Genomic DNA, 22,914 nt, shown 5'->3' with positions numbered 1-22,914 from the left:
GGCGGCCGGAGAGGATCTCGTCGCCGATGATGATCATGCCGAAAGCCATGTCAGTCCTTGTTAGTCGCGTGGCAGCTCAACGTGGGTGACGTCGATGACCGTCGATTCGATCACGCGCGCGGCGGGCGCCTCGGCGCGCAGGCGGGTCAGCGCGCGCAGGCAGAAGTGGCCGAACCACAGCGCCGAGAAGATGAAGATCAGCACATACAGCCAGATGACGGCGATGGCGATGATGGGGAACAGCACGATGGTCAGCACCGACGACACCCACAGCAGCGTCGGCGCCGAGCCCAGCATGCCGACCGCGATGCCGATGCCCAAGAGCGGCAGCCGGTAGCGCTGCATGATGATGCGGCGCTCTTCGGGCGTGGCATGCTCGGCCAGCGCGTCGTAGGTCATCACGCGGTAGGTCAGCCAGCCCCACAGCAGCGGCGGGATGAGCGCAAAGAACGGCGGAATCAGCCACAGCGGCAACGTGATCACCGCCACCACCGCAAACACCAGCGTGCAGGCCAGCGAATGCAGCAGGCTGCCGACCACGGAACCGCCCTTGCGACGCTCCAGCTGCGGATAGTTGCGATCGAGAAAGCGCATCACCGTGGGCACTGACGCCGCGCCCACGAACACCAGGATCGTCACCACGATCACCGGCACCAGCACGGCGATCACCACCAGCGGCGCGATCACGGCACGGAAGCCCGTCATGCCGAGGCTATCCAGTCCGCGGTAGATCCAATGCGTGAGCGGCCAGCCTTCGAGCACGCCGCGCGCCACGTCCATCACCTGGTTCCAGCCGAAATACAGGATCGGCCCCCACACCACCAGCGCGACGACGAACGGCAGTACCGTCATGAACAGCATGCGCGGATGCAGTTGCGACAGCAGCGCGCGGCCAAACGAGCGGATCAGGTCGTTCATGCAGAGGTCGGGAAATCAGGATGCGGACAGCCTAGCACAGCGCGGCAACGCACCGCGGTCAATGCTCAGGCGCGTCCGAAGAGGCGTTTGAACCCCAGCCACTGCTGGCGCAGCACGCCATGCCCGTAGTCGCGCGAGCGGCCCTGCGGCGCGGGGAGTTGATCGCGGATGCCGGTGGCGTGGTATTCCGGCGAGAAGATGGCGGTGCCAAACAGCATGTCCCACCACGGGAACAGTACGCCGAAGTTACAGCCGCCCAGCACGCCCGGCTTGCCCGGCACCTCGTGCCCGAGGCCGATGGCGTGGTGCAGCCGGTGGAAACGCGGCGAGATCAACAGCCGCTCACCCAGCCAGCCGAAGTGCAGCCGCACGTTGGCGTGCTGCAGGCTCTGCACCAGCTGCGAGATGGCGACCAGCAGCACATACTGCGACGGCTCCACCCCGACCACCAGCGCCGCAACGGCAAACACCGCGCCGCGCAGCACGTCGTCGAGGATGTGGTTGCGGTTGTCCGACCACATCGTCATCTGCCGCTGGCTGTGATGCAGCGAATGCAGGCTCCACCACCAGTTGAACTTGTGCGACAGACGGTGGTACCAGTAGTCGAGCAGGTCGAACAGCACCAGGTAGATCAGGAAGCTGACGATGGCAACGGAGGTCACGCCCGGCCACCAGTCCTCAACGTTGAGGTGGGCCCAGCCCCAGAAGCGCAGCTTGCCGTCCAGGTCGTCGATCAGCGGCTGCAGCGTGAAGAACATCAGCAGCGGGAAGAAGCCGAGCCGCTGGAACAGCGTATAGATGATGTCCGCGCGCACTGCCTTGCGATCGCGCATCGGCTCCACCGGGCGCCAGCGCTCGAGCGGGCGCAGCACCAGCAGCAACACGGCGATCTGCACCAGGCCCATCAGCAGCCACTCGGTGCCGGGGTACGCGTCTTCCACGTAGCCGCCGAGGCCGATGGCGTAGGTGAGCGGCATCACGACCTGCTGGAACAGCAGTTCCTGCGCTTGGGTGAAGGTGTTGGCAATCCAGTCGAACATGGTCGAGACTCAGCGCGCCGGCGGGTGGGCGGCAAACCACGCCTTGTACTGCGGATGATCACGCAGCGTGGCAAAGCAGAAGCCCTTGCGCTCCAGGCCGGTGATCAGCGGCTCCAGGTCGGCGGGGGCCCACGCGTCCTTGCGCGACCAGATACCGAGGTGGGCCATGGTGATATCGCCATCGCGCAGGTTGGCGAGTGCCTTGTCGAGCAGCATCGCGTTCGGATAGCGCTCGGAGGGTAACTCGTCGCCGAGGAAACCGGCGGGCGCCCAGGCCACGTGGGCATAGCCGCATTGCTTGGCCCAGGCCTCGGTCGTGACCGAGAGGTGGCCGCCGGGCGCGCGCCACAGCGGGTCCATCGGCTGGCCGGTCATGGCGCGAAAGCGCTCGGCGCTGCGCTTGAGTTCGGCACAGAATTCGGGCTCGCCCCACACCACGTTGCGGCCGCCCTGCGCGCCGAACTGCGGGCGAAAGCGCACTTTGCCGTCGCCGCCGTTTTTGCCCTCAACCTCGCCCTTGTAGTAGACGTGGTCGAAGGTGTGCGTGCCGAAGGCGTGGCCGTCGGCGGCCAGCGATTTCCAGTACGGCGCCCAGGCGTCGTCGAGCGTGCTGTCGTCGTGGATGGTCTTCTCGTTGGCGAGGAAGAACGTGGCCTGGATGCGGTGGCGGCGCAGCGTGTCGGCAATCAGCTGTGCCTGGCTCATGCTGCCGGTGTCGAAGGTCAGGTAGACCGTGCCCCTGCAGGCACCAGCATTGACCCCACCGGGCGCAGCTGCCGCAAAGGCGCACAGCCCCAGCGCCGCTGCAGCGGCCACCGTACGCAGGATCGACAGGCCGGGCTTCATGGTGCTCACGCTCAGATCAGCGGCGCACGCGTGCGGAAATAGATGCCGTGCGGCGAGCGGCCGACCTTGATCTCGTCGATGACCTTGCGCGTCGCCACGTCAACGATCACCACACGCTTGGCCCAGCGGCAGGTCACCCACAGCTGCTTGCCGTCGGCGGTCAGTTCCATGTCGTCCGGGCCAGGCGGCAGGCCAGTGATGTCGCCGACCTTGGTCAGCGTCTGCTGGTCGATGATGCTGATCGTGCCCGACACGCGGTTGGACAGGAACACGTGCCGCTTGTCGCCCACCGCGCGGAAGTTGTGCGCTGCCTTGCCGGTCGGGATGCGCTTGACGCTGGTGTGGGTGCGCCAGTCGATCACTTCCACGTAATCAGCGCCGGTCATGCCCACCAGCAGGTATTTCTGGTCGGGCGTGACCCACACGCCGGCCGGCGCGGAGCCGGCGCTCATGCGCCACATCACGGTCTGCGTGGGCAGGTCGATGGCGGCGATCTCGTTGGAGTCTTGCAGCGTGATGAAGGCCACCTTGCTGTCGGCCGTGAAGGCGATGTGGCTCGGCGTCTTGACCAGCGGCAGCTGCTTGGCGATGGACAGCGCGTGGCCGTCCCAGCGGTAGATGTCGACGCGATCCAGCCGGTTGCCGGTGGTCAGGAACCATTTCTGGTCGGGCGAGAAACCGATCTGGTAAGGATCGTCGATGTGCTGCACACGCTGCTGGATCTTGCCGGTGATCGGATCGAGGAACACCAGCTCATTGCCCACCGCGTTGGCGACGATCAGCGATTTCTCGTCGGGCGTGGCGATCAGGTGGTGCGGCTCCTTGCCGATCGGGAAGGTCTCCAGCACCTTGCGCGAGTCCTTGTCGATCAGGGTGACGCTGGCGTCGCCCGAATTGAGCACGGTCACGACTTCCGCATGTGCCGTATGTGCCACCAGCAGCGGCGCAATGGCCGACACCGACAGCGCCAGCAGGGAAACCCAACGGGAAAACAACGAGATACGCGAGACAGACATATTCAACCGATTCAGCAACTTAGCCAGCCATTTTAACGGTTGGTATCGCCATGCCGATGACGCAAATCTAAAAAGAAAGATGGAACTTTTCTGATTTGCGGCAAAGTGTCGCGCGGTTTCCATCAGCGCTGCATCGACTCCCAGACCTTCAGGAGGCGTTTGACCGACATCGGCACCGGCGTGCGCAGCTCCTGCGCGAACAGGGCGATGCGCAACTCTTCCAGCATCCAGCGGAACTCTTCCATGCGCGGGTCGTTGCCGCCCTGCCCTTGCACGCGCAACGCCTTCTCGGCGCGCTGGTACTGCTGGATCAGCGGCGCCATCTCCTGCATGCGTTGCGCATCGCGCGTGGGGTCCGCCTTGAGCTTGTCGATGCGCAGGGCGATGCCCTTCAGGTAACGCGGGAAGTGCGTCAACTGCGCATACGGCGTCGCCTCGATGAAGCGCTTGTGCATCAGCGTCTTCAGTTGTGCATCGATATCCACGGCGGCCGCGGCGAAGGGCTTGGCAATCTGCTGCTTGCGCGGCAGTTGCGCGTATTCGGCCAGGATCGCGCCGACCAGGCGGGCGATCTCCTGCGCGAGCAGGGTCAGGCGTGCGCGGCTCTCATCCTTGCGGGCGCCGAAGCTGGCGTCGTCGGTGGGTAGCGGGTCCTGCAGGCAGGCGCGTTCCAGCGTGGCGTCCAGAATCTGGTCGCGCAGTTCGTCCTGCGTGCCCAGGTTCATGAACTGGATCGCCATCTGCGACAGGCCGGGGAGGTTCTTTTCCAGGTACTTGAGCGGCTCGCGCAGCTGCAGCGCGAACAGCCGGCGCAGGCCCAGGCGATGAATGCGCGCAGCCTCGGCCGGGTCGTCGAAGACTTCCACATCGCAGTGGTCGCCCGCATCGACCAGCGCCGGATAGCCGAACAGCGTCTGGCTGCCCTTGCGGATCTCCAGCAGCTCCGGCAGCGCGCCGAAATTCCAGGTGGTCAGGCCGGAGTACAGCGCGGCATTGGCCGGCAGATCGGTCGAACTCAGGCTCTTGCCGACCTTGCCCGGCTTGGCGCCAGTGCTCTCGCCCTGCGCGCCGGCCACCGCCGCATCCTGCGCGGCGATCGATTGGAAGGTCTGCTGCGCCCGTCCGCCCAGCTCGGCGCGCAACTGGGCCAGATTGCGGCCCATGTCGAGCTGGCGGCCGTGCTCGTCGATCACCTTGAAGTTCATGAAGTGATGCGCGGGCAGCGTTTCCAGCTTGAAGTCCGCCCGCTTGAGCGCCGTACTGGTCTGCTCGCGCACGTCGGCGATCAGGCGGTCGAGCAGGTCACCGTCGCCCAGCCGCACGCGCGAGACAAAGCCCGCCGCGTAGTCCGGCAGCGGCACACAATGGCGGCGCAGCTTCTGCGGCAGGCTCTTCAGGAGCAGGTGCACCTTCTCCTTGAGCATGCCGGGCACCAGCCATTCGGCACGCTGCGCGGGCACCTGGTTGAGCGCGTACAACGGCACCGTCAGCGTCACGCCGTCGCGCGGGCTGCCGGGCTCGAAGTGGTACGTCAGGCCCATGTCGATGCCGGCGATCGGCAGCGTCTTGGGGAACAGGTCGGTCGTGATGCCGGCCGCCTCGTGCCGCATCAGGTCGTCGCGATTCAGGTACAGCAGCTTCTGGCCGCCTTTGCCACTTGCGTTGGCGGCGTCCGCATACCACTGCTCGAAAGCGACGGTGTTGTGGATGTCGGCCGGAACCTGGCTGTCGTAGAACGCGTAGATCAGCTCGTCGTCCACCAGCACGTCCTGGCGGCGGGACTTGTGCTCCAGGTTCTCGATCTCGCGCACCAGCCTCTGGTTGTGCGCGAAGAACGGCAGGCGCGTCTCGAACTCGCCGTCGACCAGCGCCCGGCGAATGAACATCTCACGCGCCTCCTTCGGCTGCATCGGCCCGAAATGCACGCGGCGCTGCTGGTAGATCGGCAGGCCGTATAGCGTGCCGCGCTCGAAGGCCATCACCTGGCCGGCCTTCTTCTCCCAGTGCGGATCGCTCCACGACACCTTGAGCAGGTGCGCGCCGACCTTCTCTACCCATTCCGGCTCGATGCGCGCCAGCGTGCGGCCGAATAGACGGCTGGTCTCGATCAGCTCGCCGCCGACGACCCACTTGCCCGCCTTGCGCGCGATGACCGAACCCGGCCACAGGAAGAACTTGATGCCGCGCGCGCCGAGGTATTCGCGGCCCTTGCCGTCGGCCTCTTCGATGCGCACGCCGATATTGCCGAGCAAACCCGTCAGCAGCGCCAGATGCAGTTGCTCGTAGGTCGGATCGGATTCGTTGAGCTTCCAGCCCTGCTCCGCCACCGTGGTGTGCAGTTGCGAATGCACGTCGCGCCATTCGCGCAGGCGCAGATGCGAGAGGAAGTGCGATCGGCACTGGTCCTGCAACTGCTTGTTCGATTTCTTGTGCGCGACCGCCTCTTCAAACCACTTCCACAGCTTGACCCAGCCGAGGAATTCCGATTTCTCGTCGGCAAACAAGCGGTGGGCCTGGTCGGCCTGCTGCTGCAGTTCCTGCGGGCGCTCGCGCGGGTCCTGCACTGACAGGGCGCTGGCGATGATGAGCATCTCGCGCAGACACTGGTGGTCGCGCCCAGCCAGGATCATGCGCGCCACGCGCGGGTCCAGCGGCAGACGGGCGACCTGCTTGCCCAGCGGCGTCAGCGCGTTCTCGTCGTCAACGGCGCCGAGTTCCTGCAAGAGCTGGTAGCCGTCGGCAATCGCGCGGCCCAGCGGCGGCTCGATAAAGGGGAACTGCTCGACATCGGTCAGCCGCAGCGCCTTCATGCGCAGGATGACCGCCGCCAGCGACGACCGCAGGATTTCCGGATCGGTAAAGCGCGGCCGCGCGATGAAATCCGCCTCTTCATACAGGCGGATGCACACGCCGTCGGCCACCCGGCCGCAACGGCCCGCGCGCTGGTTGGCAGCGGCCTGCGACACCGGCTCGATCTGCAGCTGCTCGACCTTGTTGCGGTACGAATAGCGCTTGACGCGCGCCAGCCCCGTGTCGACCACGTAGCGGATGCCCGGCACCGTCAGCGAAGTCTCGGCGACGTTGGTCGCCAGCACGATGCGCCGCGCGTTGGACGGGCGGAACACGCGCTCCTGCTCCTGTACCGACAGCCGCGCAAACAGCGGCAGGATCTCGGTATGCGCCGGATGGTGCTTGCGCAGCGCCTCGGCCGCCTCGCGGATCTCGCGCTCGCCCGGCAGGAAGATCAGCACATCGCCGGAGCCTTCGCGCGCGAGCTCGTCGACGGCATCGACGATGGCTTCATAGAGGTCGCGCTCCTTGTCCTTCTCGTCGCGCTGGACAGGGCGGTAGCGCACCTCGACCGGATACAGACGGCCGCTGACTTCAATGACCGGCGCCGGCCCCTTCGGTCCGACAAAGTGCTCGGCGAAGCGCTGTGCGTCGATGGTCGCCGAGGTGATGATGACCTTCAGGTCGGGCCGGCGCGGCAGCAGCTGCTTCAGGTAGCCGATCAGGAAATCGATGTTGAGGCTGCGCTCGTGCGCCTCGTCGATGATGATCGTGTCATAGGCGCGCAGCAGCGGGTCGTTCTGCGTCTCGGCCAGCAGGATGCCGTCGGTCATCAGCTTGACCGACGCCCCGGCGGAGAGCGTGTCGTTGAAGCGCACCTGGAAGCCCACGTGCTCGCCCACCGGCGTGCCGATCTCCTGCGCGATGCGCTTGGCCGTGGACGTGGCGGCAATCCGGCGCGGCTGCGTATGGCCGATCAGCCCGGTGCCGCCCGCGCCGATGCCCCGCCCGATCGACAGGCAGATCTTCGGCAGCTGCGTGGTCTTGCCCGAGCCGGTCTCGCCCGAGACGATCACCACCTGATTGGCGGCGATGGCCTCGGCAATCTCATCGCGCCGGGCCGAGACGGGCAGCGCCTCGGGAAAGTTGATCGGCGGGACGGGATTGGCGCGCGCGCGGCGGGCCTCCAGCGCGGCGGCGAGGGCTTCCGGCGTGGGCTTGGCGCGGCGCGGCGGACGGCCGTTGCCACCGGGCTTGCGCTCGGGCTGCGGGGCGTCGTTCTGCGGTCGTTGGGAGGGGGCCGCCGGGTCTCGTAACCGGGGCGGCTGGGCATGGGAATCTGACATCGGCCGGGATTATAATCCGCGCATCTTTCCAGCATCGGCTGCGCTTCGCACCACTCTCCCCGCTCCGCCCGTGACCGCTCGTTCCTCCGCCCCCGCCCCCGGCGTTTCGCTGGTGGCGCACACGCCCGCCGCCGTTGACGTCGCCCCGATCCCGCCCACGCCCGAACAGCAGCAGTTCGTGGACTGGCTGCGCGAGGTGGCGCCCTATATCCACGCCTTCCGCGACAAGACCTTCGTGATCGGCTTCGGCGGCGAGCTGGTCCAGGCCGGCAATCTGGGCGCGCTGGTCAACGACGTCGCCCTGCTACACGCCATGGGCATGCGCATCGTGCTGGTGCACGGCTCGCGCCCACAGGTGGAGGAGCAACTGGCGCTGCGCAACGTGCAGACCCAGTTCGTCGATGGCGTGCGCGTGACCGACAACGCGGCACTGGAATCGGCCAAGGAGGCCTCGGGCGAACTGCGCCTCGATATCGAAGCGGCCTTCAGCCAGGGGTTGCCGAACACGCCGATGGCCGGCGCGCGCATCTCCGTGGTGTCGGGCAACTTCGTGACGGCACGGCCGGTGGGTATCGTCAATGGCGTGGATTTCCAGCACACCGGGCTGGTGCGCAAGATCGACGCGGAGTCGATCCAGTATTCGCTGTCCAACCGCAAGATCGTGCTGCTCTCGCCGCTGGGCTTCTCGCCCACGGGGCAGGCGTTCAACCTGTCGATGGAAGACGTCGCGGCCAACACGGCCACGGCGCTCAAGGCCGACAAGCTGATCTTCATCACCGAGCTGCCGGGCATCATGGACCGCGTCGGCAAGCTGCAGCAGGACCTGTCGATGGAAACCGCCATCGAGCGCCTGCGCGACGGCAGCCTGCCGAACGACACGGCCTACTACCTGCAGCACATCGTCAAGGCGATGCGCGGCGGCGTGCGCCGGGCGCACGTGATCCCGTTTGCGCTGGACGGCAGCATCCTGCTGGAGCTGTTCCTGCACGATGGCGTGGGCACCATGGTGTCGCACGCCGACCTGGAATACCTGCGCGAAGCGACGCTCGACGACGTGGGCGGCATTGTGCAGCTGATCGAGCCGCTGGAAGCCGACGGCACGCTGGTGCCGCGCGAGCGCCGCTTGCTGGAGCGCGACATCACCAATTTCTCGGTGATCGAGCACGACGGCATCATCTTTGGCTGCGCGGCGCTGTATCCATATGGGAAGGAAAGCGTGGGCGAGATGGCCTGCCTGACCGTGGCCCCCGACACCCAGGGCACCGGCGACGGCGAACGTCTGCTCAAACACATCGAGGCACGCGCCCGGGCGCTGGGCCTGAAGCACCTGTTCGTGCTCACCACGCGCACCGAGCACTGGTTCCTCAAGCGCGGCTTCGTGCACGCCACCGTGGACGACCTGCCGGAAGACCGCCGCAAGCTGTACAACTGGCAGCGGCGCTCGATGGTGCTGATGAAGAAGCTTTAGGGCCTGTTGACACGTCAAACGTGCGCACGTTTGATGTATCAACAGGCCCTAAGCCCTTAGCCGGCATGCCGGAATCCCGGAGATGCCGGCTGCGCCATTTACAATAGCGGCACCTGCGCTGCGCGAGAGCGGCGCTCCCGCCACAAAAGAGGAATCCCCATGGCCCGCATGGTCCACTGCGTCAAGCTCAACAAGGAAGCCGAAGGCCTCGACTTCCCGCCCCTGCCCGGCGAACTGGGCAAGAAGATCTGGCAAAGCGTCTCGAAGGAAGCCTGGGCCGGCTGGCTCAAGCACCAGACCATGCTGATCAACGAAAACCGCCTGAACATGGCGGATACGCGCGCGCGCCAGTACCTGCTCAAGCAGACCGAGAAGTACTTCTTTGGCGAAGGCGCCGACCAGGCTTCGGGCTACGTGCCGCCGCCGTCGGCCTGACTTGCCGGTCACGCCAACAAAAAAGCCGTTCAGCGCAACCTGAACGGCTTTTTGTTTGGGTGCTCACCCGGCTCACGCTGACGCGGCGACGCCCTCCATCTTGAAGATCGCCACCGCACGGCGCAGCGCATCGGCCTGATCCGCCATCGCGTGTGCGGCGGCCGAGGCCTCTTCCACCAGCGCCGCGTTCTGCTGCGTCACCTCCTCGATCTGGCCAACGGCGATGTTCACCTGCTCGATACCGCTGCTCTGCTCGGCCGAGGCGGAGGAGATTTCCGCCACGATCTGCGTGACACGCTGCACGGAGCCGACGATCTCGCCGATGATGCCGCCGGCCTCCTGCACCAGCCGCTCGCCGGCTTCCACGCGCTCGGTCGACCGGCCGATCAGGCCCTTGATCTCCTTGGCAGCCGTGGCGCTGCGCTGGGCCAGCGTGCGCACCTCGCCAGCCACGACGGCAAAGCCGCGGCCCTGCTCGCCGGCGCGCGCCGCTTCCACGGCCGCGTTCAGCGCCAGGATGTTGGTCTGGAACGCGATGCTGTCGATCACGCCGATGATCTCGCCCACCTTGTTGGAGCTTTCCGAGATGCCGCGCATGGTGTCGACCACGTCGCCCATGACCTTGCCGCCGCGCGCCGCCGTTTCCGATGCGTGACCGGCCAGCGCCGACGCCTGCACCGCGCTCTCGGAATTGCGGCGCACGGTGCCGGTCAGCTCACCCATGGTGGCAGCGGTTTCTTCCAACGACGCTGCCTGCTCCTCCGTGCGCGAAGACAGGTTCAGGTTGCCCGAGGCGATCTGCGAGCTGGCGGCCGCCACGCCCTCGGCATTGCGGCGCACTTCACTCACCACGTTGGCCAGGCTGCGCTGCATGTCTTTGAGGGCGACCAGCAGCTGGGCGATCTCGTCGGAACCCTTGGCATCGAATGGCTCAGCCAGATTGCCATGCGACACCGCGCGCGCCACATCCACCGCGCGCGACAGCGGCCGCGTGATCGACCGGCTGAACAGGAACGCGCCGCCCAGGCCCAGGCCAAACGCCGCCAGCATCAGCACGATGCTGACCACCAGCGCGGTATGCGCGGCCTCCGCGGTCCTGGCTGACGCCGCCGTACTTTGCTCCGCAATCTCCTTGGCCGCCTCATCCAGCAGGCGTGCCGGTTCGCGGTCCACGCCGGCCACCACCTTGTCGCCCACGGTCGGGTCGAACGACGCCGCCACGAACATGTCGTGGCCCTTGCGATAGCCCTCGCCCATGGCGGTGTGCGCGGTGGCGAATTGTGCGACCAGGTCACGGCTCTTGCCGGCCGGCAACGAGGCTTGCAGGGCCTTCGCCTGGTCGGCAACGGTCTGCTCACCCTTGAGGAAGGCGCCCCAGTATTTGTCCAGCTTGACCGGATCCTCACCGCGCAGCAGGGTGTCCTTCCACTCCTGCACCTGGGTCTTGAAGGTGACCAGCATCTTCGTCACCGCACGCTCGTCGGCCACGCGCGCCTGCACGGTGGTGTTGTATTCGACGATGGAGTGATTCAGCGAGCTGATGCCGTAGATCGCCCCGGCAAACATCAGCAGCAGTGCGGCTGCAAAGGCCAGGGGAAGCTTGATTGCTAATTTCATGATGACTCGGTAAGACGACTGCCTCGGCAGCATCACGCATCTTGTGGATGCGCTGAATGGGCGGCCCGCAAGCCACCGTGCCCGTCTTATCGGCCACTTAACGCATGACTTAAACCTGTTTTCAACAATACGCACATCGCAAACGATCAACGGTCTGCGTTGTGATGCACACATCGCAAAAAAATGCCGCCCGAGCACCTCCGGGCGGCATTGTGGGTTGCAACTCACTTGGCGCTGGCCATCTCCTCGCTGTGCCGCTCCACCGCATGTGCCGTGCGACGCGCATTGGCAAGGCGGATGGCGTCGTAGTACGCCGCGGCCGGCGGGCGCTTCAGGTATTGCCCCGCGCCGCGCACCGCGCGCAAGTCGCCGTCTGCCCAGGCCAACGCGCCGCGCGTGAGCGTGTGGGTGGCAACGCCGCGCACCGTCATCCCCTCGAACACGTTGAAGTCCACCTTCTGGTGATGCGTCTTCACGGAGATGGTTTTGGTCGCCGCCGGGTCCCACACCACCAGGTCGGCATCCGCCCCCGGCTGCACGGCGCCCTTGCGCGGATACAGGTTGAAGATCTGCGCGGCGTTGGTCGAGGTGATGCGCACGAACTCGTTCGGCGTGATGCGCCCGGCGTTGACGCCGTGGTGCCAGAGGATGGCGAGGCGATCCTCCACACCACCGCAGCCGTTGGGAATCTTGGTGAAGTCGTCGCGGCCCATGGCCTTCTGCGAGGCGCAGAACACGCAGTGGTCCGTCGCCGTGGTGTGCAACTGGCCGGACTGCAGGCCGCGCCACAGCGCCTCGCGATGCTCGGCCGCGCGGAACGGCGGGCTCATGACGTGGGCGGCGGCGCGCGTCCAGTCCGGGTCGCGGTACACCGCCTCGTCGATCACCAGATGGCCCGGCAGCACCTCGCCGAACACGCGCAGGCCCTCGTTGCGCGCGCGGGCGATCACCTCCACCGCATCCTTGGCCGACACGTGCACGATGTACACCGGCACACCCAGCACCTGCGCGATGCGGATCGCGCGATTGGCGGCCTCGCCCTCCACCTCGGGCGGGCGCGACAACGGATGCGCCTCCGGCCCGGTGATGCCGTGCGCGAGCAACTGGCGCTGGAGCTGGAAGACCAGCTCGCCGTTTTCCGCGTGCACGGTCGGCAGTGCGCCCAGCTCCAATGAACGCGAGAAGCTGTTCACCAGGATCTCGTCGTCGGCCATGATCGCGTTCTTGTAGGCCATGAAGTGCTTGAAGCTGGAGACGCCGTGCTCGTGTACCAGCGTCCCCATATCGCGATGGACCGACTCGTCCCACCACGTGACGGCGACGTGGAAGCCGTAGTCGGACGCCGCCTTCTCGGCCCAGCCGCGCCATTCGTGGAAAGCCTCCATCAGCGATTGGCGCGGGCTGGGGATCACGAAGTCGATGATGCTGGTGGTGCCGCCCGCCAGACCCGCCGCCGTACCGGTGTAGAAATCATCGCTGGCCGTGGTGCCCATGAAGGGCAGCTCCATGTGCGTGTGCGGGTCGATGCCGCCGGGCATCACGTATTGCCCGTGCGCATCGATGATCGTGGCGCCGGCCGGCGGGTCGATCCGCTCGGCCACCTGCAAGATGGTGCCGCCGTCTTCCGGGCGCGCACAGAGCACGTCAGCGCGCCAGGTGCGGTCCGCATCGATGACCGTGCCGCCACGGATCAGGGTCGTCATGTCGCTGTCTCCTTGTGGGTGTGTCTGTCGACGTGCGCGCGCAGCTCAAGCGCTCGCCACGCTCGCGCTCGGGCTGCCGCGCAGCTTCATCCACGCGCTGTAAACGAGTGCTGCCAGCACCAGGCCGACGAACCACGCATACGTGTAGAGCGTGTTGAAGAACGCCGGCACGTTCGGGAACGCCGTGGGGAACGCCGTGTGCAGGAAGCCCGGCAGGTTGGGCAGCACGCCCACCGCCAGCGCCACCACCGCGCCGATGTTCCAGCCGCCGGTGTAGGCGTATTCGCCGTGCTCGTCGAACAGCTCGCGTGCGCTCAGGCGTGTGCCGCGGATCAGGAAGTAGTCGACCATCATGATGCCGGCCACCGGCCCCAGCAGCGCCGAGTACCCAACCAGCCACGTGAAGATGTAGCCCTCCGACGTAGCCAGGATCTTCCACGGCATCATCACGATGGCGATGGTGGCGGTGATGAGCCCGCCGGTCTTATACGAAATGCCCTTCGGCCACAGGCTGGAGAAGTCGTACGCGGGGCCGACCAGGTTGGCCGCGAGATTGCAGCACATGGTGTCCAGCGTCAGGATCACCAGCGCGACGCCCACGCCGATGCCGGTCATGCGGCTGGTCAGATCGATCGGGTCCCAGATCGCCTTGCCGTAGATGACCACGGTGGCGGACGTGACCACCACCGAGATGACCGACAGCAGCGCCATCGGGATCGGCAGGCCGATCGACTGGCCGACGATCTGGTCGCGCTGCGATTTGGCGAAGCGCGTGAAGTCGGGAATGTTCAGCGCCAGCGTCGCCCAGAAGCCGACCATGGCTGTCAGGCTCGGCCAGAACGTCACCCAGAACAGGCCCTCCTTCTTGCCGCCCGCCACGAACTGCGACGGCGCCGACAGCATCGACCCCACCCCGCCCGCCTGCGACGTGGCCCACCACACCAGCACCAGGCACATCACGATCTTGATGGGGGCCGACCAGCTCTCCAGCCAGCGGATCGAATCGGTGCCGTGCAGGATGAAGTAGAGCTGCAGCACCCAGAACAGCAGGAAGCACGCAAGCTGACCGATGGAAATGTCCAGGAACGGCAGCGGCGTGCCATGCAGCGCGTTGCCGGTCAGGATGTTGGCCAGCGTGTAGATGGCGCTGCCACCCAGCCAGGTCTGGATGCCGTACCAGCCGCAGGCGACAATGGCGCGCAGCAGCGCCGGCAGCTTCGCCCCCTGCGTGCCGAACGAGGTGCGCACCAGCACCGCATACGGAATGCCGTGCTTGGCGCCGGCGTGGCCGATCAGCAGCATCGGCACCAGCACGATGGCATTGCCCAGCAGCACCGTCACCACCGCCTGCCACGGCGACATGCCCTGCTCCGTCAGCCCGGCCGCCAGCATGTACGACGCGATATTCATCACCATGCCGACCCACAGCGCCGCGAAGTGGTACCACCTCCAGGTGCGCTGGGCCACGCCGGTGGGCGCGAGGTCGTCGTTATAGAGATTGCTGTCAGCCGCTAGCGGATCGGCGGTGTGCGCTGCCTGCTTCATTGAAAGACCTCCACGGTGGTTGGGCGCGCTCTGCGGCGCGCGTCAGGCTCATTTGTAGGAATCAAAACCGGTCTGCACAAGGACATCCGATACGCGGGACGACGGACTCAGGCCGCCTTGACGGGCTCCCTGGCACCGGCATCGGGCGCCTCTGCACCAACGCGCGCCGGGTTGTTCGGGTGCGTGGTCCAGTTGGCATAGCCGCCGGCGTCCACGCGCTCCATCGTGATGCATTGTTCGACCGGGCAGACATGCATGCATAAATTGCACCCGACGCATTCGGCATCGACGACTTCGAAGTGGCGCTTGCCGTCCTTCTCGCGCGTGATGGCCTGGTGCGAGGTGTCTTCGCAAGCGATATGGCACAGGCCGCACTGGATGCAGCGGTCCTGGTCGATGCGCGCCTTGATGTCGTACTTCAGGTTCAGGTACTTCCAGTCGGTCACGTTGGGGACGGCCCGGCCGCGGACGTCGTCCAGCGTGGCGTAGCCCTTCTCGTCCATCCAGTTGGCCAGGCCGTCGGCCATGTCCTGCACGATGCGGAAGCCATAGTGCATGGCCGCCGTGCACACCTGCACGCTGCCCGCGCCCAGCACGATGAACTCCGCCGCATCGCGCCAGTTGGAGATGCCACCGATGCCCGAGATCGGCAGGTTGGGCGTCTGTGCGTCGCGCGCGATCTCCGCCACCATGTTCAGCGCGATCGGCTTGACCGCTGGGCCGCAGTAGCCGCCGTGCGTGCCCTTGCCGTCCACCGTGGGCATCGGCGCCATCTGGTCCAGATCCACCGCCACGATCGAGTTGATGGTGTTGATGAGCGACACGCCATCCGCCCCGCCCTTGTACGCCGCGCGCGAGCCCACGCGGATGTCGGTGATGTTGGGCGTGAGCTTGACCAGGCACGGCATGCGCGTGCTCTCCTTCACCCAGCGCGTGACCATCTCGATGTACTCCGGCACCTGCCCGACCGCCGCGCCCATGCCGCGCTCGCTCATGCCATGCGGGCAGCCGAAGTTCAGCTCGACCGCATCGGCGCCGGTGTCCTCGACCATCGGCAGGATCCATTTCCAGTCGTGCTCGTTGCAGGGCACCATCAGCGAGACGATCAGCGCGCGGTCCGGCCAGTCGCGCTTGACCTGGGCGATCTCGCGCAGGTTCACGTCGAGCGGCCGGTCGGTGATCAGCTCGATGTTGTTCAGCCCCGCGATGCGCTGGCCGTTCCACTGCACCGCGCCGTAGCGCGAGCTGACGTTGACCACGTGCGGGTCAAGCCCCAGCGTCTTCCACACCACGCCGCCCCAGCCCGCCTCGAACGCGCGGTTGACGTTGTAGGCCTTGTCGGTGGGCGGCGCGGAGGCCAGCCAGAAGGGGTTCGGCGATGTGATGCCGGCAATCGTGCAGCGCAGATCGGCCATGTTCGGCTCCGTAGAGTGTGTTGTTGTGGGCGTGCGGCTCAGGCCGCCATGGCCGTCAGGCTCGCCAGGTAGGCATCGATGGACGCGGCGGCCACCTTGCCGTCCTGCACGGCCTGCACCGTCAGGTCGATGCCGCCGGTGGCCGCGCAATCGCCACCGGCCCAGACGTCGGGGAGCGTGGTTCGCCCGCCTGCATCCACGGCAATGCGGCTGCCGTCCAGCGTCAGCAGCTCGCCGTCGAGGCCCACCGGCACCAGCGTCTGGCCGATCGCCTTGAGCACCATGTCGGCCTCGACCGTGAAGCGCTCACCCGACGTGCGCTCGAACTCCACGCCGGTGACCTGCCCATCGCGGCCAACCAACCGCACCGGCTTCGCATGCGTGATGAGTGTGACGCCGTTCTTTTGCGCGAACTCGCGTTCGGCCCACGTCGCGCTCATCGACTCGACGCCGCGCCGATACACCATCGTCACCGTCGTCGCGCCGAGCTTGCGGCTTTGCACGGCCGCATCCACCGCCGTATTGCCGCCGCCGATCACGACCACGCGCCGGCCGACCGGCACCGTCTCCAGCGCCTCGGCCTGGCGCACCGCCTCGATGAAATCGACCGCGTTCATCACGCCGGCCAGGTCTTCGCCCTCGAGCGCGAGTGCCCGCACGCCGCCCAATCCAATCGCCAGGAATACCGCGTCATGCTGTTTGCGCAACGCGTCGAGCGACACGTCTCCGCCGAATACAACACCGGTCTTCAGCTCGATGCCACCGACCGACAGCAGCCACTCGACCTCGCGCTGGGCAAACTCGTCGACGGTCTTGTAGGCGGCGATGCCGTATTCATTCAGGCCACCGGCCTTGGCATGGGCGTCGAACAGCGTCACGCGATGTCCGGCCAGCGCCAGCCGATGCGCACACGCCAGCCCCGCCGGCCCCGCGCCGACCACGGCGATATGCCGCCCCGTCTCCGCCGCCCGTTTGAAGAGCGCAACGCCCTTGGCCATCGCCCAATCCGTCGCATGGCGCTGCAGCGCGCCGATGGCCACCGGCTGCGCATCCTGATCGTTCCGCACGCACGCGCCCTCGCACAGGATCTCGGTCGGGCACACCCGCGCGCACATCCCGCCGAGCGGATTGGCCGACAAGATATCCATCGCGGCGCCCTTCAGGTTGCCGTTGCCGATCTTGCGGATGAAGCTGGGGATGTCGATCTGCGTCGGGCACGCCTGCACGCAGGGCGCGTCGTAGCAGTAGTGGCAGCGGCTGGCGGCGGCGGCCGCAGCCGTCGGGTCGAGCAGCGGTGCGATATCGGCAAACTCGCACGACAACTGCTCGGGCGACAGGCGGTGCGCGGCGATGTCACCAGTTGCGCCGGTTTCCTTCAGAGCCATGGGTGCTCCTTCGTCAGTGTGAGGACACAGCCGTGCCCGCCGGCCTCACACGGGCGAGGTCGGGACGGCTTTCGTTGTGGGTGATGCGACGGCGACTACGGGGTGCGGCTACGAAGCGGGTTCGCACGCGCGGGAAAGCATCGCGTGCAGCAGGACATTCGCGCCGGCCTCGATCCACTCGGGCGTGGCGTCTTCGATCTCGTTGTGGCTGATGCCGCCGATGCACGGCACGAACACCATCGACGTGGGTGCCACCTGCGACAGGTAGCACGCGTCATGGCCCGCGCCGGACACCATGTCGCGGTGCGAATAGCCGAAGCGCTCGGTGGCGGCACGCACCGAGGCCACGCACGCGGCATCGAACTTGACGGGCTGGTAGTAGAAGATCTGCTCGAGCTGCGTCTCCAGCCCACTGCCGCCGGCGATCTTGGCGACGCCCTCGCGCAGCGCCGCGTCCATCTTGGCGAGCACCGCATCGTCCGGATGCCGAAAATCCACCGTGAAGAACACGCGCCCCGGAATCACGTTGCGTGAGTTCGGGTACACCTGCATCATGCCGACCGTCGCGCAGGCGAACGGCGCGTGATCCAGCCCGATGCGATTGACCAGATCGACCACGCGCGCCGCGCCCAGCAGCGCATCTCGGCGACGCGGCATCGGCGTCGGGCCGGCGTGGGCCTCCTGGCCGGTCAGCGTGATCTCGTACCAGCGCTGACCCTGCGCATCCGTCACCACACCGATGGTCTTCTGCTCGGCCTCCAGGATCGGGCCCTGCTCAATGTGCAGTTCGAACGCTGCATGCAGCGGGCGACCGCCGCACGGTACGTCACCCGCGTAGCCGATACGCTGCAGTTCCTCGCCGATGGTCTTGCCGTCGACGTCCTTGCGCGACAGGCCGTAGTCCAGCGTGAAGACACCCGCGAACACGCCCGAGGCCACCATCGCCGGGGCGAAGCGCGAGCCCTCTTCATTGGTCCAGATCACCACCTCGATCGGGTGCTCGGTCTCAATGCCGTGGTCGTTCAAGCTGCGAATCACCTCCAGCCCGCCGAGCACGCCATAGATGCCGTCGAAACGCCCACCGGTCGGCTGCGAATCGGCGTGCGAGCCGGTCATGACCGGCAGCGCATCCCGGTTGCGTCCGGCGCGCCGCATGAAGACGTTGCCCATCTGGTCGACCGTGACCGTGCAGCCGGCCTCCTTGGCCCAGCTCACGATGAGGTCGCGCCCCTGCTTGTCGAGATCGGTCAGCGCCAGGCGGCAGACACCGCCCTTGGGCGTGGCGCCGATCTTCGCCATCGACATCAGGCTGTCCCACAGGCGTTTGCCGTCAACCTTGACCGACGTGTCTAGCCGTATCGTTGCCAACGCTTCGGATGTTGCATTCATGCACATCGCTCCTTAGGGTTCCACTGCAGCGACCGACGCTGTATCGGTGCACCGGGGGCCGTGTTTTAGGGCATGTCCGCACGCGTGCGGTGCATGGCATTCGGTCCATCGCGAACGACCTTTTCGGGGTGTCGCCCGCCGCTCCAATCCTGTCCGAATGGACAGGTTGTAGACGACGATTCCCGTCAAATCAATGTCTTTCGCAGTCCGGCTTTCAAAGCGAGAAGCGTGCCATTGCGATGCAGCATGACGCGCTCGATGTCGTATGCCCGAGGTGTCCGCGCGCCTTCGAGCGACTAGAATGAGGCGCGACGCGGCGTGTGTGCCGCACGAGACCCGCATGCGAGACGACCCAGTGGCAGCCAACCCGGCGGAGCACCCTGAAACCCCGGCACCTTTGCGGCGGCGCAAGGCGCATATCCGTGAGTCGAACGAGGCCCACCTGCTGGCCTGTGCGGAAGCCGTCTTCGCCGAGCGCGGCCTGGAGGGCGCGAGCACGGCCCTGATCGCGGAGCGCGCCGGCCTGCCCAAGGCCAATCTGCACTACTACTTCCCGACCAAGCTGGCGCTATACCGGCGCGTGCTGGAAGACCTGTTCGAAGACTGGCATCGCGCCGCCGGCTCGTTCGAGAGCAGCGACGACCCGGTCGAGGCCATCGGCGGCTATGTGCGCGCCAAGATGGAGCTGTCGCGCCGCCGGCCGTTGGGCTCCAAGGTGTGGGCCAACGAGATCATCCAGGGCGCGGAGCACATGCAGGACATCCTCGCGCAGCGCGTGAAGCCCTGGTTCGACACGCGCGTGCAAGTCATCGATGGCTGGATCGCGCGCGGCCTGCTCGCGCCGGTCGACGCGCAGACGCTGATGTACATGATCTGGTCGACCACCCAGCACTACGCCGATTTCGAAGCGCAGATCCGCGCGCTGTCGGGCAAGCGGGCGTTGACGCAAAAGGCGTTTGCCGAGCGCACTGAAGAGGTGGTCGCGTTGCTGCTGCGCGCGTGCGGCGCCGTCTCAGCGGCGCCGCGCAACGACCACGAGTAATCGCCACATCGGCCTCGCCGCCCCAAAAAAAATGCCGTTCAGCGTACGCTTGAACGGCATTTTTGTCGGCGGCGCCACGCGGTTACGCGGCGCGTCGTGCGGCTTCAGAAATCGCGGCGCTGCACGCCCGCTTCCGTGCCCAGCAACAGCACGTTGGCGCCACGCTTGGCAAACAGACCAACCGTCACGACCCCCGGAATGTCGTTGACGCGCGCTTCCAGCGCCTTCGGCTCGGCAATGCGCAGGCCCGACACGTCCAGAATCACATTGCCGTTGTCGGTCTTGTAGATCTGGCCATCGCGGGTCATGCGCAGGCGCGGCTGACCGCCCAGCGCGGCCAACTGGCGGGCCACGGCGGCGCGTGCCATCGGCACCACTTCCACCGGCAGCGGGAACACGCCCAGCGTATCGACCAGCTTGCTGCCGTCCGCGATGCAGACGAACTCGCCAGCCACCGAAGCAACGATCTTCTCGCGCGTGAGGGCGCCGCCACCGCCCTTGATCATGGCGCCGTCGGCGTCGATATCGTCGGCGCCGTCCAGTCGCACACGGCTTGCCGCGACGATCGGCATTTGCGCCGACTTCGGCAGGGTCAGCAACGACCCGGTGAGCAGCGCGATTTGCGTACGCGGCACTTCGAAGAGACTGCCAATCCGCGCGCCGAACGGTAGCCCGACGTCAACTCGCTCGGCCTTCGGTGCGTGAGCTTTGGCTGCGTCGTCGAGCTTCTTCTCAACGACACGTCGGGTGAGGTCAATCAAACCCATGGGGTTCCTTAAAGTCGGTAGTTGGTTTTCTGCGCGAACTTAGCCTTTCGCGCTGTCCAGGCCCTCAAGATCATCAATACGACGACGACGGCGAGGCCAAACCCGATGACCCAGCCCAGGGCGTGCCACATTAGTCCGTCCGACGCACTGGATACGGCACCCATGGCCGGACCGGGCAGCGTGAGGGAAGATTCGTTGTTTGAAGCCTCTTGGGACGCGCTCGGCACCTGCCGATCAGCAGGTGCGACAAGTCCGCCGTTTTGCGGAGATGCTTGAGACAATTGGCTGCTTTGCGCCGGCGCAGGCTGTTGCACCACCACTGTGTCGTGTTGCGACGTCGAGTGGCCGATCATGTAACCAAGCGCCATGTTGGTCAGGGCCGAGTTGCCACCGGGATTCGAGTAGTTATTGGTCACGGTCGTGGTCGGCGCCTGGGCGACAGGCGGGGTGTAGGACGGCCCATTCGAGTAGCCCTGAGATGAGTTGGCGTACGCCGTGCCCGGCGCGCCGGCCGTACCGTAACCGCTGCTGCGGCTCGTGCTATCAGTACTCGGGCCGGCCTTGCTGGCCGTGTACGTATCAGCGGCCTCCTTGCTCGCGCGTGACGAGTACATCGAGCTACCCAGGCCGGTCGACGCCGGGCGGCTGGTCGATGAGGAGTCGCTCGAGCTGAAGCCCGACGAACGCCCAGAGGAAGAGGACGAACTCGACGAGCCATAGCTGCTCGACGATCCGTAACTGCTGCTGGATCGGCTGCTCGACGAACTGCTGGAGCTGAAGCTCGAACTCCGCGAGCCGCCAGAGCTGCTGGAACTGAAACCAGAGCTTTTCCCCCAGGCCAACGGGGACGCGACAAAAACAGCCGAGAGCGCGAGAACAATCAGGCGAGGTGTTTTCATGGCAAGGATGCCTTACGTGAAAATCCGTTCAAACTGCCGGGTTGGCGGCGGGCGCGGTAAGCGAAGCGAGATCAGTCGCCACCACAGGGAGTGGAATAGCTGTCGTTGTTGCTGTCGTTGGACGGACTGTCGTTCGACGAGCCGCCGCTATCACTGGAGGATGAGCAGTCCAAAAGCGATCGCCCGCCATCGTTACCACTGCTGCTATCGTTTCCCCCGAAGAAGCCCAAGGACGAATTGTCTGAGGTGCTGCGATCACCCCAGACGCGCTGGTGCCGATCGCTTTCGTCTTGATGTCCGGGCTCGGATTGCCAGAGCGACCAAGGACTGACAGAGGACAGCGGATTGAGTGGGCTCAGCGGGCTGAATGGATTCAGGGGATTCATCCAATCCCCATCGCTTGAATTGTTGTCTCGCTGCAAGCTGGTCCGTTCCGCGAGTTGCGCGGCAGCCGGCCGGTCCATTAGGGAGCGCGCTTGCCATTGGATCGGTGCTTCGCGCTTGACCTCCCGGGAGGTGCCGAACTCAGCCAGTGTTGTCGCAAGGTCGAAGTACTGCCCGTCTGGGCGCTGCATGCAACGGTTGAGTTCCTTGCGAAGGAACGCCAGATGTTTTCGCTGTGATGCATCTAGCGGGGTTCCATTCTGGACCTGATCAAGCAACGGGAGCAGCTCTGCGTGCATGCGCCGAATTGTGGAGAGCATGTCCCGGACATAGTCTTCCTTGAACATGCCCTCGCCTGCGAGGGCGTTGGGCAGCATGCCCTGCTCCCAAAACTGCTCAAGCGCCTCCGCCCGGACGATTGTCTGGTCGACGGCTTGCATATCCATGGCGACCCGCTTTGCCTTGCGCCTGCGGGCGTACGCCCAGCAGACAGCCCACACGCTGATGACAGCCACGCCGCCGACGGCCGCGTAGGGCATGAGTGCGTACGCCATGCTCGAATTGAATTCTTCCACGAGGATCCCCACCGCTACTTGTCGCTGTCTGGTCGAACCAGACCAACGGCCTAAGCTGTCGTGCCTACTATTCTATGTCGCGGCACTTCTTGACAGGAAATAGTATCACCCTTGAGCGCGGAGCCTCCACCCCTCTATCGGCAGAGTCGCATTGGCACCGCTGGTTGTGGCACAAAATGCACATCACAACCCACCCGCGGAGTGGAATAGCAGTGCATGGGGACGTTTCAGTGTCCGGTGCGTGCGATGTCAGCACGCGGTAAACCTGGTTACCTGGGGAACCGCGTTGACTCAGTCAAAGAACACGAGTACTCGCTCTGAGGTCATCGGCGGG

The 22,914-nt window shown here is 66.1% G+C and carries 17 protein-coding genes and 1 pseudogene; 4 read left to right on the top strand and 14 right to left on the bottom strand.

Annotation, left to right across the window (positions count from 1 at the left end; genetic code table 11):
* Positions 1 to 60: 60 nt before the first annotated feature.
* The 5 genes from QZ609_RS12455 to hrpA all read right to left on the bottom strand — a co-directional run bounded on the left by QZ609_RS12455 (position 61) and on the right by hrpA (position 7,956).
* Positions 61 to 918: an EI24 domain-containing protein gene (locus QZ609_RS12455; protein WP_295494898.1), complete on the bottom strand. Its 858-nt coding sequence runs from the start codon at positions 916 to 918 to the stop codon at positions 61 to 63.
* 65 nt (positions 919 to 983) lie between these two features.
* Complete coding sequence (locus tag QZ609_RS12450) at positions 984 to 1,958, bottom strand: sterol desaturase family protein (RefSeq protein ID WP_295494896.1); 975 nt, start codon at positions 1,956 to 1,958, stop codon at positions 984 to 986.
* Positions 1,959 to 1,967: 9 nt separating this feature from the next.
* Positions 1,968 to 2,804: a polysaccharide deacetylase family protein gene (locus QZ609_RS12445; protein ID WP_295494902.1), complete on the bottom strand. Its 837-nt coding sequence runs from the start codon at positions 2,802 to 2,804 to the stop codon at positions 1,968 to 1,970.
* Between the two features lie 11 nt (positions 2,805 to 2,815).
* On the bottom strand, positions 2,816 to 3,820 hold the full coding sequence (locus tag QZ609_RS12440; RefSeq protein ID WP_295494894.1) for a YncE family protein: 1,005 nt from the start codon (positions 3,818 to 3,820) through the stop codon (positions 2,816 to 2,818).
* Between the two features lie 122 nt (positions 3,821 to 3,942).
* Complete coding sequence (hrpA, locus tag QZ609_RS12435; RefSeq protein WP_295494892.1) at positions 3,943 to 7,956, bottom strand: ATP-dependent RNA helicase HrpA; 4,014 nt, start codon at positions 7,954 to 7,956, stop codon at positions 3,943 to 3,945.
* Between the two features lie 112 nt (positions 7,957 to 8,068).
* On the opposite strand from hrpA, the gene argA reads away from it, so the two are divergent.
* Entirely contained in the window at positions 8,069 to 9,424 is a 1,356-nt protein-coding gene (gene argA, locus QZ609_RS12430; RefSeq protein ID WP_295494900.1) for an amino-acid N-acetyltransferase, read from the top strand.
* 159 nt (positions 9,425 to 9,583) lie between these two features.
* Positions 9,584 to 9,859 carry an oxidative damage protection protein gene (locus QZ609_RS12425; protein ID WP_011001184.1) on the top strand — a complete coding sequence of 92 codons (276 nt, stop codon included), beginning with the start codon at positions 9,584 to 9,586 and terminating at the stop codon, positions 9,857 to 9,859.
* Positions 9,860 to 9,931: 72 nt separating this feature from the next.
* Here the strand turns inward: QZ609_RS12425 and QZ609_RS12420 are convergent, their stop codons facing one another.
* The 6 genes from QZ609_RS12420 to QZ609_RS12395 all read right to left on the bottom strand — a co-directional run bounded on the left by QZ609_RS12420 (position 9,932) and on the right by QZ609_RS12395 (position 18,913).
* Complete coding sequence (locus tag QZ609_RS12420; RefSeq protein WP_295494869.1) at positions 9,932 to 11,476, bottom strand: methyl-accepting chemotaxis protein; 1,545 nt, start codon at positions 11,474 to 11,476, stop codon at positions 9,932 to 9,934.
* 224 nt (positions 11,477 to 11,700) lie between these two features.
* On the bottom strand, positions 11,701 to 13,179 hold the full coding sequence (gene hydA / locus QZ609_RS12415) for a dihydropyrimidinase (RefSeq protein WP_295494866.1): 1,479 nt from the start codon (positions 13,177 to 13,179) through the stop codon (positions 11,701 to 11,703).
* A gap of 45 nt (positions 13,180 to 13,224) precedes the next feature.
* Positions 13,225 to 14,724: an NCS1 family nucleobase:cation symporter-1 gene (locus QZ609_RS12410; protein WP_295494863.1), complete on the bottom strand. Its 1,500-nt coding sequence runs from the start codon at positions 14,722 to 14,724 to the stop codon at positions 13,225 to 13,227.
* Positions 14,725 to 14,831: 107 nt separating this feature from the next.
* Positions 14,832 to 16,139 carry an NAD-dependent dihydropyrimidine dehydrogenase subunit PreA gene (gene preA, locus QZ609_RS12405; protein WP_295494861.1) on the bottom strand — a complete coding sequence of 436 codons (1,308 nt, stop codon included), beginning with the start codon at positions 16,137 to 16,139 and terminating at the stop codon, positions 14,832 to 14,834.
* Positions 16,140 to 16,177: 38 nt separating this feature from the next.
* Complete coding sequence (locus tag QZ609_RS12400; RefSeq protein WP_295494859.1) at positions 16,178 to 17,524, bottom strand: NAD(P)-dependent oxidoreductase; 1,347 nt, start codon at positions 17,522 to 17,524, stop codon at positions 16,178 to 16,180.
* Between the two features lie 108 nt (positions 17,525 to 17,632).
* Complete coding sequence (locus QZ609_RS12395; protein WP_295494857.1) at positions 17,633 to 18,913, bottom strand: Zn-dependent hydrolase; 1,281 nt, start codon at positions 18,911 to 18,913, stop codon at positions 17,633 to 17,635.
* Between the two features lie 340 nt (positions 18,914 to 19,253).
* On the opposite strand from QZ609_RS12395, the gene QZ609_RS12390 reads away from it, so the two are divergent.
* A complete protein-coding gene (locus tag QZ609_RS12390) occupies positions 19,254 to 19,955 on the top strand; it encodes a TetR/AcrR family transcriptional regulator (protein WP_295494855.1) in 702 nt (233 codons plus the stop codon).
* A gap of 104 nt (positions 19,956 to 20,059) precedes the next feature.
* Here QZ609_RS12390 and rpiA read toward each other — a convergent pair.
* Together rpiA and QZ609_RS12380 are read right to left on the bottom strand one after the other, a co-directional pair.
* A pseudogene (rpiA, locus tag QZ609_RS12385) lies at positions 20,060 to 20,503 on the bottom strand (ribose-5-phosphate isomerase RpiA); the annotation flags it as partial.
* Between the two features lie 227 nt (positions 20,504 to 20,730).
* The gene (locus QZ609_RS12380) at positions 20,731 to 21,138 is read right to left on the bottom strand and encodes a hypothetical protein (protein WP_295494853.1); all 408 of its coding nucleotides are present in this window, start codon (positions 21,136 to 21,138) and stop codon (positions 20,731 to 20,733) included.
* 121 nt (positions 21,139 to 21,259) lie between these two features.
* Here QZ609_RS12380 and QZ609_RS12375 point away from each other — a divergent pair, with 121 nt between their 5' ends.
* On the top strand, positions 21,260 to 21,442 hold the full coding sequence (locus QZ609_RS12375) for a hypothetical protein (protein ID WP_198140026.1): 183 nt from the start codon (positions 21,260 to 21,262) through the stop codon (positions 21,440 to 21,442).
* Between the two features lie 250 nt (positions 21,443 to 21,692).
* Here the strand turns inward: QZ609_RS12375 and QZ609_RS12370 are convergent, their stop codons facing one another.
* Positions 21,693 to 22,580 (bottom strand): hypothetical protein, encoded by an 888-nt coding sequence (locus QZ609_RS12370; protein WP_004630531.1) that lies wholly within the window; start codon positions 22,578 to 22,580, stop codon positions 21,693 to 21,695.
* Positions 22,581 to 22,914: the final 334 nt, after the last annotated feature.

The sequence above is a fragment of the uncultured Ralstonia sp. genome (assembly GCA_913056305.1).
GTDB lineage: Bacteria > Pseudomonadota > Gammaproteobacteria > Burkholderiales > Burkholderiaceae > Ralstonia.
Note: the sequence above shows the minus strand (reverse complement) of the source record. Positions and strands in the feature narration are given on the sequence as shown.

What these genes read in the sequence shown, in the direction of transcription:
- QZ609_RS12445 (WP_295494902.1), bottom strand. Translation starts at nt 2,804, where the DNA reads ATGAAGCCCGGCCTGTCGATCCTGCGTACGGTGGCCGCTGCAGCGGCG.
- QZ609_RS12395 (WP_295494857.1), bottom strand. Translation starts at nt 18,913, where the DNA reads ATGAATGCAACATCCGAAGCGTTGGCAACGATACGGCTAGACACGTCG.
- QZ609_RS12400 (WP_295494859.1), bottom strand. Translation starts at nt 17,524, where the DNA reads ATGGCTCTGAAGGAAACCGGCGCAACTGGTGACATCGCCGCGCACCGC.
- QZ609_RS12425 (WP_011001184.1), top strand. Translation starts at nt 9,584, where the DNA reads ATGGCCCGCATGGTCCACTGCGTCAAGCTCAACAAGGAAGCCGAAGGC.
- preA (WP_295494861.1), bottom strand. Translation starts at nt 16,139, where the DNA reads ATGGCCGATCTGCGCTGCACGATTGCCGGCATCACATCGCCGAACCCC.
- QZ609_RS12440 (WP_295494894.1), bottom strand. Translation starts at nt 3,820, where the DNA reads ATGTCTGTCTCGCGTATCTCGTTGTTTTCCCGTTGGGTTTCCCTGCTG.
- QZ609_RS12410 (WP_295494863.1), bottom strand. Translation starts at nt 14,724, where the DNA reads ATGAAGCAGGCAGCGCACACCGCCGATCCGCTAGCGGCTGACAGCAAT.
- hydA (WP_295494866.1), bottom strand. Translation starts at nt 13,179, where the DNA reads ATGACGACCCTGATCCGTGGCGGCACGGTCATCGATGCGGACCGCACC.
- QZ609_RS12450 (WP_295494896.1), bottom strand. Translation starts at nt 1,958, where the DNA reads ATGTTCGACTGGATTGCCAACACCTTCACCCAAGCGCAGGAACTGCTG.
- QZ609_RS12420 (WP_295494869.1), bottom strand. Translation starts at nt 11,476, where the DNA reads ATGAAATTAGCAATCAAGCTTCCCCTGGCCTTTGCAGCCGCACTGCTG.
- QZ609_RS12390 (WP_295494855.1), top strand. Translation starts at nt 19,254, where the DNA reads ATGCGAGACGACCCAGTGGCAGCCAACCCGGCGGAGCACCCTGAAACC.
- QZ609_RS12455 (WP_295494898.1), bottom strand. Translation starts at nt 918, where the DNA reads ATGAACGACCTGATCCGCTCGTTTGGCCGCGCGCTGCTGTCGCAACTG.
- hrpA (WP_295494892.1), bottom strand. Translation starts at nt 7,956, where the DNA reads ATGTCAGATTCCCATGCCCAGCCGCCCCGGTTACGAGACCCGGCGGCC.